14 protein-coding genes are annotated in these 13,887 nt (G+C 43.0%); 7 read left to right on the forward strand and 7 right to left on the reverse strand.

Features of this window, described 5'->3' with window-relative positions:
• Positions 1–268: 268 nt before the first annotated feature.
• The 6 genes from WJR50_RS06325 to WJR50_RS06350 all read left to right on the forward strand — a co-directional run bounded on the left by WJR50_RS06325 (position 269) and on the right by WJR50_RS06350 (position 5,313).
• Positions 269–1,543, forward strand: a complete 1,275-nt coding sequence (locus tag WJR50_RS06325) for a hypothetical protein (RefSeq protein ID WP_341292397.1) — start codon at positions 269–271, stop codon at positions 1,541–1,543.
• A gap of 161 nt (positions 1,544–1,704) precedes the next feature.
• On the forward strand, positions 1,705–2,580 hold the full coding sequence (locus WJR50_RS06330) for an ABC transporter ATP-binding protein (RefSeq protein WP_341292398.1): 876 nt from the start codon (positions 1,705–1,707) through the stop codon (positions 2,578–2,580).
• The gene (locus tag WJR50_RS06335; protein ID WP_341292399.1) at positions 2,577–3,350 is read left to right on the forward strand and encodes a hypothetical protein; all 774 of its coding nucleotides are present in this window, start codon (positions 2,577–2,579) and stop codon (positions 3,348–3,350) included. The genes WJR50_RS06330 and WJR50_RS06335 overlap by 4 nt, the downstream gene beginning before the upstream one ends.
• Positions 3,351–3,361: 11 nt before the next feature.
• On the forward strand, positions 3,362–3,739 hold the full coding sequence (locus WJR50_RS06340; RefSeq protein ID WP_341292400.1) for a GntR family transcriptional regulator: 378 nt from the start codon (positions 3,362–3,364) through the stop codon (positions 3,737–3,739).
• Between the two features lie 11 nt (positions 3,740–3,750).
• Entirely contained in the window at positions 3,751–4,452 is a 702-nt protein-coding gene (locus WJR50_RS06345; protein ID WP_341292401.1) for a hypothetical protein, read from the forward strand.
• 81 nt (positions 4,453–4,533) lie between these two features.
• Positions 4,534–5,313, forward strand: coding sequence for an NIPSNAP family protein (locus WJR50_RS06350; protein ID WP_341292402.1), 780 nt, complete (start codon positions 4,534–4,536; stop codon positions 5,311–5,313).
• 223 nt (positions 5,314–5,536) lie between these two features.
• Here WJR50_RS06350 and WJR50_RS06355 read toward each other — a convergent pair whose 3' ends face one another.
• Entirely contained in the window at positions 5,537–6,553 is a 1,017-nt protein-coding gene (locus tag WJR50_RS06355) for a hypothetical protein (RefSeq protein WP_341292403.1), read from the reverse strand.
• A gap of 107 nt (positions 6,554–6,660) precedes the next feature.
• Positions 6,661–8,751 carry a phospholipase D-like domain-containing protein gene (locus tag WJR50_RS06360; protein WP_341292404.1) on the reverse strand — a complete coding sequence of 697 codons (2,091 nt, stop codon included), beginning with the start codon at positions 8,749–8,751 and terminating at the stop codon, positions 6,661–6,663.
• 440 nt (positions 8,752–9,191) lie between these two features.
• Here WJR50_RS06360 and WJR50_RS06365 point away from each other — a divergent pair, with 440 nt between their 5' ends.
• Positions 9,192–9,503, forward strand: coding sequence for a PepSY-like domain-containing protein (locus WJR50_RS06365; RefSeq protein ID WP_341292405.1), 312 nt, complete (start codon positions 9,192–9,194; stop codon positions 9,501–9,503).
• 90 nt (positions 9,504–9,593) lie between these two features.
• Here WJR50_RS06365 and WJR50_RS06370 read toward each other — a convergent pair whose 3' ends face one another.
• The 5 genes from WJR50_RS06370 to WJR50_RS06390 all read right to left on the reverse strand — a co-directional run bounded on the left by WJR50_RS06370 (position 9,594) and on the right by WJR50_RS06390 (position 13,811).
• Positions 9,594–10,097 carry an AAA family ATPase gene (locus WJR50_RS06370; RefSeq protein ID WP_341292406.1) on the reverse strand — a complete coding sequence of 168 codons (504 nt, stop codon included), beginning with the start codon at positions 10,095–10,097 and terminating at the stop codon, positions 9,594–9,596.
• A gap of 49 nt (positions 10,098–10,146) precedes the next feature.
• The gene (locus WJR50_RS06375) at positions 10,147–11,559 is read right to left on the reverse strand and encodes a sulfatase family protein (protein WP_341292407.1); all 1,413 of its coding nucleotides are present in this window, start codon (positions 11,557–11,559) and stop codon (positions 10,147–10,149) included.
• 142 nt (positions 11,560–11,701) lie between these two features.
• The gene (locus WJR50_RS06380) at positions 11,702–12,022 is read right to left on the reverse strand and encodes a Dabb family protein (RefSeq protein WP_341292408.1); all 321 of its coding nucleotides are present in this window, start codon (positions 12,020–12,022) and stop codon (positions 11,702–11,704) included.
• Between the two features lie 100 nt (positions 12,023–12,122).
• A complete protein-coding gene (locus WJR50_RS06385; RefSeq protein WP_341292409.1) occupies positions 12,123–12,932 on the reverse strand; it encodes a PhzF family protein in 810 nt (269 codons plus the stop codon).
• Positions 12,933–13,280: 348 nt separating this feature from the next.
• Positions 13,281–13,811 (reverse strand): DUF2911 domain-containing protein, encoded by a 531-nt coding sequence (locus WJR50_RS06390; RefSeq protein WP_341292410.1) that lies wholly within the window; start codon positions 13,809–13,811, stop codon positions 13,281–13,283.
• Between the last annotated feature and the right edge of the window lie 76 nt (positions 13,812–13,887).

The following is a 13,887-nucleotide window of genomic DNA, read 5'->3' on the forward strand; positions in this document are numbered from 1 at the left end:
AATGTCAGGAGTTTTAATGAAAGAACTCCTGACTTTGGGCTATCTTGCAAATTTTTAACTTCTATTTATAACTTTTTTATCTACAAATATTACTTTTTTCATAAGTTGATTTATCTCTCTTATCACATTTTGTGAATATTGCACATTATCCTACCTACAAAAAAAATCCTTAAAGTACGAGAGGCATATTGTTTGACTTTAATTAAAGCATAATTGAATAACACCCTGATATCGTTCATTTATGTAAAATCACTTAAAGGTTAGCACTATGGCAAAGCGAAAAAAAGGAAAGTCAAAGGCAATCTCTCCTAAGTTGCAGGAAGCTCAGTACCGCAAAGTCTATACTCGTAAACTCATCAACTTTGCCGAAGCTATTGGTGTAGAAGATTTTGAGCTGATCGCTTCAGCAGATGATCTTAAATACCTGTTTGATATGAGGGTTAGTATCAGTACACTCATTGCCAATTCCGATGATATTCCGCTATCCGTACTCAAGAATATTCGGGAGGGGCATGAAAAGTTTTTGAATGAGTTCAGGTTTTCCTTTATTGACCCTGAAGATGCCAACACTAAAAATAGAAAAGCAGTCACACTACGCGAATTTCTTTCTTTTGGCCAGGCCTTGTACTTCTACCTGACGAATGAAAAATCACCTTGCCGGTCAGAAATCCTTAAGCAGAGGTTTGCCGAATACATTGAATTGATGGAAAGTGACGCTTTTCCTTTTATGCACATGTATGAAGCCCTTTGGCAAGCCTGTTTAGAAGAAAGTACGCTGGATACCAAGATGTACTGGGTAGATCATGGGTACAAAATAAAGGATATGCGATTAAACAATCGTTTTGACCTATATGCCGTACGCCCCGACCAAAAGAAGGTAAATATTGATGGCAAATGGCGCAAGGTATTGCGTGTGGGGTGGGCCAGGCCCCTTGATGGACCTGAGTGGATAAGCATTGATGCTTCACATTTTGGTCTGACACAAAGCCAGAAACAAATAAGTTTACCTGTCTACATACAACCGCATGCCCTGCACCGCATGAGTGAAAGACTGGATTGTATTGATGCTTATCTGCAACATTTTCATTTATATCTTACCCTGAAAGAGCCTGTAGTGATAGAAAATCATAGTGGCCAGAAGCTTATTGCGTACTCTTATAATGGCAAAAGGCTAGGCTACCTGCTCGCAGAAGTGGTAGACAGCATTGTACTGATCCGCACTTTTCTTTTCATTACCATGGATAGAACTCCTGAAGGTCAGGCTTTACAAGAAACCATTGGCCTTGAAGCGGTAGACAAAAAATACCTGGCTATTGACCGTTTAAGCACTTTTATACTTTCTGATATTCCCAACCATCCTGATATTAAAGAACATTTTATGAAGGCGGGGTGTGCAGACCTTTTTAGTTTTGACACCTCCGAGCTACAACCCGAACATCAGTTTGAGTTAGGACAGTTTATTCGTACCTATCTGGATACTAATCGTGATAAAACATTAGTACTCCCTATCTCGGAAGAAATTTCAATGCAGGCAGCAGTATAACCCTGCTTTTTTAATCATCAAAAGGCGCGACAAAGACTTTACTTTTCCGCCTTTACCTTCTCTTCTTTTAGGATCAACATCCAAATGATTTAGCTAAGGGTTTGCAACTCTTAATTTTTTACCTACATTTATAGTGTACTACTTCACTAATACACTATGATATGATTAATCTGAATCAAATTTCATTTGGATATACGCGACATCAGCGGCTATTTGATGGGCTAAGCTTACAACTAAATGAAGGTCACATCTATGGACTTTTAGGTAAGAATGGTGCTGGCAAATCCAGTTTATTGAGAATTATGGTAGGCTTGCTTTACCCAAATAGTGGTAAAATAGAAGTACTGGGCTATGTTCCCCGTAAGCGTCAGCCTTCTTTTTTGCAGGAAGTCATCTTCATCCCGGAGGAAATTTACCTTCCGCCAATCAGCATTGCAAAGTACCTCAAAACGCTGTCTCCTTTTTATCCCAAGTTCAATGAGCAGCAGTTTCGCTATTACCTCACAGAATTTGATGTACCCTTTGAAAGTAAGCTTAATGGCCTCTCTTTCGGACAGCGTAAGAAAGTGTTAATCGCCTTTGCCCTGGCCTGCAATACCAAAGTACTCATCATGGATGAACCGACTAACGGACTGGATATTCCTTCCAAAAGTCAGTTTCGCAAACTGGTATCTTCTGTTTTTGAGGAAGACAGGCTAATGCTTATCTCTACCCATCAGGTAAGGGATCTGGACAACCTCATAGACGCGGTGATTGTACTGGATGATAGCGAAATTCTGCTACACCAAAGCCTGGAGGTTATTAGTCAGCAGCTTAGATTCACTACGCTCAGCAGCGCCGAAAACGACCATCGGATATTGTACGCTGAACCTTCTTTGCAAGGCTATACCGTAGTAATGGAAAATGCTGAGCAGCTAGAAAACCCGACGGAGTCTAAAGTAGACCTGGAGCGGTTGTTTCATGCTGCCATACAGCAGCCTGAGCGCATACGTACCCTATTCAGTAAACCAAGTACCTCTAAAGCCCCAACTTTATGAACCAAACCTTAAATATATCGCGCTTCTGGCTTTTGCTAAAACTCTATATTGCTGAGCACGGAAGAAACTATCTTATATCGCTTATGCTTTTGCTGGGGGGCATGTTCCTGCTGATGATTCCTATTCTGGGCACAAAAGCATACAAAGATATGCTGTACATACTGCATGTCATGGCGCTCTTTGGACTGATGCTGGGCAGCAGTATGTTTACCAGTACTGCTTTCAATGCGTATAATAATTCTTCCCAGGGCATTCCGGCCATCATGTTGCCTGCCTCGCAGATAGAAAAGTTTCTGCTCATCTTACTTTACAACTTACTATTTGTACTCACAGCCGTCCTCGTATTTTATGGCCTGCATATTGGCATCATAGAACTCGCCAACCAGAACATTCCGGAGGGATTCAGAAAGTACTCGCTTATTCCCTCTAATGTGGGATGGTTTTTTGGGACCTTTTATTTTCTGGTGCAGGGAGCAGTGTTTTTAGGCTCTATTTATTTTACTAAAAATGCCTACATCATGACCCTGGGAATTTTCACAGGAGTATTAGTTATCGCCTACTTATTCAATGCTTTTCTGGTCTACCAGTTTACTGGCTATGATCACAATATCACAGTCTTCCCTTTCACTTCCTGGACGCTCTTTCTGGATAAAAAGTATACGATCAACTATCCGGAACCTATTGACGATTTAATCTGGGTATTTCTGGGGTTGATAGTCTTTGCCATGTGGTGCATCACTTATGTTCGCCTGAAGGAGAAGCAGATTTAATAGACTGAACTATGGAATTTAATGATACACAAGCCATTTACCTGCAAATCGCTGATTATATCTGCGAACAGATACTGCTGGAAAAATGGGCTACGGAAGAACGTATTCCCTCGGTAAGGGATCTGGCAGCGCTGATGGAGGTCAACCCCAATACGGCCATGCGTTCTTATGAATTTTTGCAGCAGAAAGAAATTATCTACAACAAAAGAGGTATAGGTTACTTTGCCAGCCATCAGGCTCCGGTCAGAATCAAAGCCTATCGTAAAGAACGCTTTCTGGAAGCAGAACTGCCAGAGTTTTTCCGTACGCTCTATCTGCTGGACATCAGCATGGAGGAGATACAGGAACGCTACAATGCCTTTGTCAGAGAAACTTATCCCGCTACCTAAATCAGTAACGTATGAAAACCAGTAATAAACTTATCCTAACCCTTATCGCAGTAATATTTCTTGGCATTCTTAGCTCATCGCTCATTCTTAAATCTGAGTTTGAGAAACTTGACCGCAATGATCCATTGTCAGGTTATTCGCAGGGAGAGTTACCGCCTTTCAAAGCGGTGAAAATAATAGGTAATTACCCCGGGCTGGTAGAGTTAAGAGCAGGTGATGCTTACGAGATAAGAATGGATGAGGGAACCGATGGCAGAACTAAATGGGAAATCAAGGGAGATACTCTGGAAGTGAGTATTCAACTTATGAATCCTTCAGAAAATTTCCCGAAGTATTATTATACATTTTACGGAGAAAATGCGGGTGTTTACATCACGGCCCCAAACCTGTCGGCCTTACATGCTGAGGGAATCACCTGCCGACTTAGCGGCTGGAAAGAGGCTCAGATGCATTTTGAGGTACAGGGGAAAGAAGGCGTACAACGAGGTGTCCTGTTAAAGGAAAGTAACGTTGATCAGTTTTCAGCTACCGTAAGTGAGGGAAGTCTACTTCTTTTGGAAGCGAGTAACAAAATCAGCAGAGCACTGGTAAATATCCGGGATGTCAGCGCATTTACCGCAGAGTATAACGCTTTAGATTCGCTGGAGATACAAGCAGATGAAACAGCTCAGCTAAACCTTCCGGGCTATCTGCTGAGCAGATTGATACCCTGAGACTGATTAATATGCTGAGAAAGGTGCTATTTTACTGAAAGCTGCTTATCATTGTCTAATGAACTAAAACCAATGATAACAGTGAAAAAGCACAACCTAAACCTGATTTGCCTGCTACTGGGCCTGTTGCTCAGTACTTCTTTAGCGTATGCACAAAAGAACAACAAATATTTTTACCAGCTCAAAGTCTACCATCTGGCAGATGAAAGCCAGCAGCAAAGGGTAGATGAATACCTGAAAGATGCCTACGTGCCGGCCATACACCGAGCTGGTATTGAAAATGTAGGCGTCTTCCATACTACGGAAAGTGAAACCCCTATGACCTATGTGCTGGTGCCTTACGCCTCTTTTGAGCAAATCATGCAGACCGATGATGCGCTGGAAAAAGACAAAAAGTATCTCCGGGCGGGTAGTGACTATTTGGATGCCCCTCATGACAATGCGCCTTACGAACGGATTGAAAACATTCTGCTGCACGCTTTCTCCGATATGCCTGCTCCTCTTGTGCCTGATCTGAATAGCCCCCGAAGCGAACGGGTGTATGAATTGCGCAGCTACGAAGGTGCCACCGAAAAACTGTATGCCAGTAAGGTGAATATGTTTAATGAGGGAGATGAAATTGAGATCTTCAACAATCTGGGCTTTGAATCGGTCTTCTATGCGGAAACTTTATTCGGTGGCCGAATGCCTAACCTGATGTACATGACCGCTTATAATAACCGTGCAGAAAGAGATAAGCTGTGGGATGACTTCAGAGAAGCCCCTGACTGGTTGAAGCTTAAGGCGAAGGACGAATACCAGAACAATGTTTCCAAAGCAGACATCATATTCCTCCGCGCTGCTGATTATTCTGATTTTTAGTATGGTGTTGGGGTGTTATAGTTCTTGGTGTTATGGTTAGAAAACCCCTAAACCATAACACTCTAACTCCACTCCGTGGAGACCACTATGAAAATCATTGACATTGCAGGGTGGTAAAGATTTCTACGCCTGTGGCTACGAAATGACAGGGTGGGAGAGGCGGAAAGTAGAACCATGACACCCTAATACCATCGCACTATAACACCACCACACACTAACACTATCATCGCACTCCCATAAAGTTCATCACTACCTGCTCTACTTCTTCTTCGGTGGTCATGAGGGGGCGAAGTTCGTAGCGTTTGACATGGGACTTTTCCAGCCAGTCGGACCAGAAGAGCTTGAGGATTTCGGTGTCGGTAGGGTGTACCGTAGCATTGCCGCCTTGTGATAGGGAACGGTCGTACATTTCCAGCACCAACACTTCCACCTCTTCCAGGTAAGGATTGCTGACCGGCACTATGCCATAGTTGTTTTCTTCAAAGAAAGTTTTCATGTCTTTCACTCCCGACTGTTTAAAAGCCTGGCGAAACTGTTTCACCCGCTCTCCGCTCAGGTAATAGCATTGGTTAGGTTCCGGGCAACCTTTATTGTCGTAAATGCCCGCCTCTATGTAGCCATCGGTGAGCAGGATGAGCACATTGCGGTACTGGTTGCGGTAGGTAGTGCCGTTGAAGATGATCGGCTCTTTCTCCGCCTGTACCACCAGATTATCTACTCCCGCATTGAGGTAAGACCATACATCTGCTCCAAAAGTATTCTGGGCAGCAATCTCATTGATCCGGCCAAACTCCTGCTCAAAGTTCTGTATGTCTGCTTCCAGTGTTGCTTCACTCCTGCCCTTGATGTAGTCTATCCGTTCCCGCTGGTTTTTGAACTGACTGAAATCAATGTTCAGCAGTGATTTATTGATGTTATACTCATTCACCAGCTTTTTATTGACCAGAGAAACCGTGAACCTATCCAGTTGATTGTCGGAACGCTGGTGGTTGAGAATGGCAGGATAGATATTCTCCAATACGCTGTGCACAATCTGCTGATCGTTGAGCGGACGGGGATGCAAATTGGTGTTCACCCGATTTGAGAGATCGGGGGCAAAAACAATATTATAGTGCGTCAGACTAATGCTTTCGTCCTCTTCTCTTTCCCCTTCCTTAAGACTCTCACTATTACTGGAACAGGAGGCCAGGGTAATGCCCAGTATGAGGCAAATCCCAAGGCATACGGTCTGTGAAGACACAGACCGTGTATGAAAGATACTCAGCAGTATCAGTAATTTCGGTTGGTGAAGACACCAAGCGAGGCATAGATGAGGAAATTTCTTTAACACAAATGTTTTATTCATTGCTAGGCTTTTATTCTTTGATCAAAACGATTACCACTCAGCTTTTCTACCTGCCACTGGGTAGCTACTTCGGCAGCGGCCTTGCTCTTCTCCATGGCTTTGTTGACGGAATACTCATCATGTAGAAAGTCATTCCAGCCTTCCAGAAACACATTGATACGGTCTTTTACGGAGTCTATAGAAATAGGCAGAATGTCATTCTCAATATGGGTTTTGTAGATGTCCGTAATCCTTTCAATGCTCTGGGCTTTGCTGTTCATCTCACTCTTCTTCTGTTCTATCTGCTGCGTCTTCTTGGCAGGCATGGCCGCCAGTTCTTCCCGGCAGATATTGATATCTGTATTATACTGGATGATCTCTTTCTCAAATCTTGCGATTTCCTCTTCATGCGAAAACCTCAGGTTCTGGTTATGGGCAATATCATCCTGCATATGCCTGATATGTTGCTGGTTTTTACGGTAGTTCATATCCGGATTGCGCTCTTCAAAGAACTGCATCAGCTTCTCAAAAGTAATTTTAAACAGCAGTAAGCCCAATGCCCCTAAGATAAATACCAGATAGAAGTTCAGGTCTTCAAAGGCCATCATAAACTCCCACTCTACATCTACTGCACCCGTCAGATAATCTACATTATGGATAGCCTCGGCTACTTTGTAAGCGATAAAAGCATCTACCAGCAGTATACCCAGGAACGTAAGCGTATTCTTCCACCAGTTCATCTCTTTTACAAACCTGCCGATCAGCGCCAGCGATAGTGGTACAAAAACAAAGAGCATGATGAAGAAAAGTGCCGATCCGCCTTTGTCGGCTGCCATACTGATGGCATCGGGGTTAAAGACCTCAGGAGGGTTTACAGTAATGCCTCTCAACCTCGCCTCTTTGGCATCCAGTTCGCTGAACAGTAGTATATAGGCTGCGGAAGAATAAAAGAAGAAGAGGTAAAAGATCAGGCCCAGGTTGATGAGGGTGACCGGAATAAACTCAAACCATTTGAATGCCGGTTTGACAAAGCTTCGCTCCTGCTCCTTGATCTGCTGTGCTATCTGCTCGTTCTTTTCCTGCACTGCGGGAATTTTAGAAGTACGTATGCCTTCTATCTCTTTCTTGTGGATAGCGATATGAGACTCCAGACTGCTGATCTTGTTTTGCAGGCTTTCCTTCCGACTTTCAAACTGGGTATCTAGCGTATGAAGTTGCAGGTCCAACTGCTCTTTCAGCTTATCGGTACTCTTGACCCTTTGCTCCTCTATCTTGCTAATCAGGCGGGTCTTTTTGTCTTCTATTACATTGACCTCATTGACAAAGACAGAATATACGCTATCCAGTCCTTTGCTGAGTACCTGGGCATCACCATTATTGGCTCTGGCCCGCTCATAACCCTGTTTGCGCAGCAGTTCGCGGTCAAAATTACTCACCTCCGCCGCAATCATAGAATCCAGCACATGCTCATACTCGCTGCGCTTGTCTGTTGCTATAGAAGAAGCTGGCTGCTGATCAGCTTTAGGTGGCCTGGAAAGCTGCGGCCTTTCCTGCGACTTCATGCCGAAGAAAGCTTTTATGTAGGAGAGCAGAGACTTCTTTTCCGCCTTAGCAGGCTGAAGCGCAAAAGCTTTGTTTTTGATTTCGTTGAAGTAGGCGACCAGACGTTCTACCGTAGCCTGATGATGAGTAAGTACAATACTTTCCTGTTGACCGCTCTGCTCTGCTTTACTCCAACTATAGGCACCATAAAAGGCTAATTTTTTGTCCACTATGCAGAACTTCTGCGACATGTCGTGGGCGTTGGGATCTATTTGCAGCACAGAAGCCCCTTTAAGCACCAGTTGCTGAAGGGAGGAAGATTCGTATTCAAATATTTCTTCGTACTCGTACTTCTCTTCCGGCTCCTGGGTACGCTCTGTAATGATCATTTCAACTTTTACCCCCTCTTCTATTTTTTTGAATAGCAGACGAAAGAGCTCATCGTGGGAAAAGCGATCTACAGCAATCAGTATTTCTGATTGTGCAGCGGTGATTTCCTTGTGTAGGCGGACGTATATCTCTTCCCGGGTATAAATGATGTGCTGGTCAATAGTTCCGTTACTCCCAAACATAGGCTCAAGTTTAGTTTAAATAGTTTTAACGTCAATTTGTCTGAAAGGCTGTCCGTTGTTAAACTTTGGTCAGTAGGCTTTGTAAATATTCTTATGTCGGGCAGTTTAAGTTAAGCATCCATTATGAGACTAAACGCATAATATGGCTTAAGCTTGTTTGAAGCTGATATTTTTTCGTGTACAACCAAAATTAACTTGAGGTCAAAAGGCAAATATTAATAACCCTTTCCGAGGCCCAGGGGTAAAAAGCACCGTGGAAAAACACCCCAGATTGAGCAAAGTAAAATTAATATAGCTTTATTGAAAAACCGCAAAAATCCATTGTAAATCACTAAAGCTCAGTTTTTTACAGACTATTCTCAATTGGCACAATTATTCCAGATAAATAAGTGCGCGCGCAAATTCAAAGTATTTTTTTACAAACTTTAATTTTTACAACTATGAAAAGTTCACTTATCGCTTTAGCTGCGCTGGCTATTTTCTCTTTTGCTACAGTAGACGCAAGCGCTCTTCCTGTAAATCAGGACGCCACTACAGTGTTTATTCAGGACAGCCGCACTGAGATTCAGTACGAAAACCTTCCTGAGGCTGTAAAGACAGCTTTTGAGGAATCTGACTATAGTGAGCAGGAAGTAACCATTGTATACCAGGTACAGACAGAAGATGGCATGCAGTACGAATTGAGTATCACTGATGGTACTGATACTATTACTGTTACCTACGATGCTGAAGGTAATGAAATAGAAGCGTAAACCTTCCTATCCTAAATTATTGGGCATAGCCTGCCTCATTGAGTCAGGCTTTGTTTTGATTTTTCTATCAACCCTTTTTGCATCTCCTTTTCAGCTAAAAGGAGGAAATTTTAGAACATATTGATTAGTCCTCCTTAAGGTAGTAATTAAGTCAGATTGAGGATTGGTGCCCAAGATCACCAATCCTCTATGATACTCTATGCCCTTAAGAAGATAATTGCTCTCCTGGTTCGCATAGCGATCATGAGAATCCTTAACCGCTGTCCTTTTTCCAAAAAGGGCATCAGCTTCGTCAAAAAATAATACCCATCCTAGTGATGAGGCACGCTTGAAAATCCGCTCAAGATTTTTCTCAGTTTCTCCAATGTACTTGGATGAAACAGGAGAAAGATCCACCGTGTACAGTTGCTGTGCCGTCTTTCTTGCCAGTTCCTCAGCGGCAGTTTTTCTTTGAAATGGGGAGTTACCTGTTATCACCACCAGAGATGAACGAGCCGTCAGGCTATCTTTTTTCAGCGCATTTAATAACTCTCTTGATGTTTCTCCTCTCTGCTGATACACATGCGTAAGTTCATGTCCTATAAGTCTTCTCATATGAAATGTATTCTCTGGGGAAAGGATGTAATCAATATCCTGATGTTTTCTACTTTCTAACCATGATAAGAGAGTCACAGCTTGCCCGCATTTTCTCCAGTACTTTCTGATATTTATTTTTTCCGGCCAGGTTATTTTTCTCCAGCGGATCATCTTTCAGGTTGTACAGCTCCTCATGTTCCATATCCCGAATATAACGCATATACTTCCATTCGGTAGTCCTGACGCCTTCGCTGGGAGGAATAATGTCTGTTTCCCACAAATGCTCAAAAAGATTATGGGTACGCGTAGATACAGGCTTTTTCCCCTGCTGATACGCCAACAGACTCGTTCCTTGCCAGCTGGTGGGCCGATCAACACCCGCCAGTTCCAGCATGGTAGCAGGTACATCTATGTTGAGCACCATATCTTCCACTTCCTGAGGATTGGTTTGGCGAGGGTCAAAAATGATTAGTGGCACTCGCAAACTATTATCGTACATTAACCACTTGCCGGCTAGTTGGCGTTCACCCAGAAAATAGCCATTGTCACCCATCAGGATGATGACAGTATTGTCTGCCAGCTCTTTCTCATCCAGCAAAGCCCTGAGCTTAGCGATTTCCCTATCAATACCAGAGATCATGCGGTAATATCCCTTGACACTATGCTGATATTTCTCGGGAGTATCATACCGCCAGTACCAACGCTTGCGGTTCTCTCCTTCCTGCACATACATGGGCTGTTCCAGAAAGTATTGCTTATCACCCAACAAGGGAGCAGGTATATCAATCTCACGATATAAGTCGTCTACTTCATCCTGCCAGAAATACTGCAATTCGGCGGGATCATGGGCGTGCGGAGCGCTAAAGCTCAGCGAAAGGCAGAAAGGCTGATCCTGAGGAGCATTGCTGATGAAGTCCAGTGCCTGCTGGCCGGTGTAACGGGTCAGATGGACTGTATCTTCTCTGAGAGTTTTGTAGTAGTAACCTCTGCGATCTTTATACTGCCCGTTACGATCATAGATTTCGCTTTTGTCAAAAAGCTGATCCTTACCCGGATAGTTGACTCCAAATTTGCCATAAAAACCGGTATGATAGCCTGCCTGCCTGAGCAGAGTGGGATAAGATTTTTGCATCAGCGCTTCCTGCATCTCCTGTCCGAAGGTATAGCCATGCTTACGTTCATACAGCCCAGTAAGGAAGCTGGCTCGGCTAGCGGCACAGATAGGCGTGGTCACAAAGGCATTCTTGAAATACAGCCCTTCTTCAGCCAATCTGTCCATTTCCGGGGTTTGTATGATTTCGTTGCCAGCATGGCCCAGCGCATCCCAGCGCTGATCGTCGGTCAGGATAAAAATGATATTGGGACGATCATTCATTTGTTGCGCAGCCAAAAAACGGCTGCTACCCAAAACGCAGATCAATACACAGAGAAGAAATTGAGGGAAGGCTGTACGGAAGCCAATAGAAAAAACAGTACTCATAGGTTGTTGTATGCTAAATCATCAAAATACCGAGCTTCCCGTCATTTTCCAACAGAAGTCTGTTATTCCTTCTGTATTTTATTATTTGATATTCAAACTTAGGCTGCCTAGCGATTTAGCGCTGACAAAATAATGCCAAGCACTATACATCCTGTGAGTCGTAGATTTGTACCTTATCCCATAGATAGGCGCATTCTTCCACAAACTTCTTATGGATAGGATCAACCTGATAGTCGTCATGATCTTCCACACTATCAAACATCAGCAGCAGGGAGGCATCATAGGAGTCATCCACCACATCACGTTTGGGAGTAGCCGCCGGCACACCGATCTTGATCATTTTGGGGGTATTGATCTGCCCGAGGCTCTTTAGCCCCTGAATCAGACTATCCAGATCTTCTTTAGAATTGGGGTTATTCAGCCAGAAGAAAACATGATGCAACATTGACGATGATTTTTCCATTTTAGTTAAATATTTTTATAGGTTAAGCAATACAATCTCTGTGGAGAGAGCAAAAGACAATTCTACAATAATTTTGGCAAGAGACAAATCACAATAGCTGTCATTCTAGCTTCAGCTTTCCTTCAGCCAGTATACTGTACTGGCCACTAAGTTTGACATTGTCATCTTCTACCAGCTCACAGATAAACTTACCTCTCCGCTTACTTAGTTGATGAGCCTTCATATACTTTTTATCTAATTTCTTACCCCAGAAAGGTGCCAATGCCGCATGAGAGGAACCGGTAGCCGGATCTTCCAACTGCTGTACATGAGGTACCAAAGTACGGCTGACAAAATCCACCTCATTACCGGGAGCTGTAACAGCGTAGCCAAAAGCAGCCAGTTCTCTTAGTTTGGCGAATTTAGGTTTCATATTTTGCAAAGCCTCTTCACTTTCTACCAATACTATATGTTTGTTGGGGGTAGAAAAATAAGCTTTGACAGGAATGCCCAAACCTGCTTCCAAAGTTTCGGGGATCTCATCCTCCGATAGCACCGGGATACCATCCAGGGTGATGGATGCGCTACCATCTTTCTGCATTTCTCCTTCCAGTTGTCCTTCGGGAAAATGTAGCACGATCATTCCTTTGACTGAACGTTGAACACTCAGATATACAATGGCTGCTAGGGAGCCATGGCCGCACAGACCAATTTCGGCATCAGGTGCGAACCAGCGTACACGAAAATCATCAGCATCATCTTCAGGATTTTTCCACAGGAAGGTAGTGGCAGGCTGGTTAAAATCAGCCGCGATGGACTGCATGCTGGCTACTTCTATCTCTTTATCCAGCCATACCACGGTGGAAGTATTACCTTTAAAACCATGAGCAGCATCATCAAAAACTTCTATCAGAGCAAAGGGACTATACATATACTTATTCGATTTCAGCGTAAAAAAATATCTTTCTAAACTAACGGAAATTATGGGAATGGGATGTAAAGGCTGACATGCAAAAAAAATCTTGATCTCAAGCTCTTCTTTTAAGACGCCATCAGCACAAAAATAGCAGTTACTATTCGCATTGACAGTTAAAGCTTTAACTATCCTTTAATAGAATAAACTCTTTGATACCCTGTTTCTTTACTGCCAATTAAGGACCATTGTAAAGCAAGCTATCATTCCATCAGCCCTTTGTTGACAACTTTATGAAGTGTTTCAAATAAAAAACCCAGCTGATGAAAATTAGCTGGGTTATGCTTCATAAAATGAAACAATGGATTAGATTTCAACCGGAACTTCTACCAGAAGTGTATCCCACATCATCATCATTTTATTACCCATTTCATTGAACTGAATGGTAAATGGCTCATATTTTTCAGTACCTTTTTTCACTGGCACTTCAAATCTTACTACATCCTTGCTTTCATCGTACTCATAAGCACCCCATAGACCTAACTCACTGTTCAGGATGATCGTCCATTTGTCTTTTTCAGGAATAGCAAACATAGAATATGTGCCAGCTTCAACTTCTTTGCCTCCCAGCTTTACGTCTTTTGTCAGCGTAATTTCAGTAGCTTCGTTAGCACCTAACCTCCAAACTTTACCGTAAGGCTCCTGTTCGCCAATCATCTTTCTGTTGCGTAAATGAGGACGGCTATACACTACTTTGATATAGGCATCGTCTTTCTTCATCTTGGCAATTGCCATAGGGCTGGGCTTGGATTCAAGTGCTTTTTGAGCCAATACATTTTCGCACATAAAAACCACCAATGCGAAAGCAAAAAGTGATAGTACAATACTTTTTTTCATAGTGTGTAGTCTTTTTAGTTTAATGTTAATATAACCAAATGTAAACAAAAATGGATTAACTCAAAGTAAACCTTAT

This window comes from Catalinimonas locisalis (assembly GCF_038039535.1).
In the GTDB taxonomy this organism is placed as follows: Bacteria; Bacteroidota; Bacteroidia; order Cytophagales; family Cyclobacteriaceae; genus Catalinimonas.

Bases quoted from the DNA above. Each gene is read 5' to 3' on its own strand.
- WJR50_RS06370 (WP_341292406.1), bottom strand. From the start codon at position 10,097: ATGAGAAGACTTATAGGACATGAACTTACGCATGTGTATCAGCAGAGA.
- WJR50_RS06340 (WP_341292400.1), top strand. From the start codon at position 3,362: ATGGAATTTAATGATACACAAGCCATTTACCTGCAAATCGCTGATTAT.
- WJR50_RS06345 (WP_341292401.1), top strand. From the start codon at position 3,751: ATGAAAACCAGTAATAAACTTATCCTAACCCTTATCGCAGTAATATTT.
- WJR50_RS06365 (WP_341292405.1), top strand. From the start codon at position 9,192: ATGAAAAGTTCACTTATCGCTTTAGCTGCGCTGGCTATTTTCTCTTTT.
- WJR50_RS06375 (WP_341292407.1), bottom strand. From the start codon at position 11,559: ATGAGTACTGTTTTTTCTATTGGCTTCCGTACAGCCTTCCCTCAATTT.
- WJR50_RS06360 (WP_341292404.1), bottom strand. From the start codon at position 8,751: ATGTTTGGGAGTAACGGAACTATTGACCAGCACATCATTTATACCCGG.
- WJR50_RS06325 (WP_341292397.1), top strand. From the start codon at position 269: ATGGCAAAGCGAAAAAAAGGAAAGTCAAAGGCAATCTCTCCTAAGTTG.
- WJR50_RS06385 (WP_341292409.1), bottom strand. From the start codon at position 12,932: ATGTATAGTCCCTTTGCTCTGATAGAAGTTTTTGATGATGCTGCTCAT.
- WJR50_RS06330 (WP_341292398.1), top strand. From the start codon at position 1,705: ATGATTAATCTGAATCAAATTTCATTTGGATATACGCGACATCAGCGG.
- WJR50_RS06380 (WP_341292408.1), bottom strand. From the start codon at position 12,022: ATGGAAAAATCATCGTCAATGTTGCATCATGTTTTCTTCTGGCTGAAT.
- WJR50_RS06335 (WP_341292399.1), top strand. From the start codon at position 2,577: ATGAACCAAACCTTAAATATATCGCGCTTCTGGCTTTTGCTAAAACTC.
- WJR50_RS06390 (WP_341292410.1), bottom strand. From the start codon at position 13,811: ATGAAAAAAAGTATTGTACTATCACTTTTTGCTTTCGCATTGGTGGTT.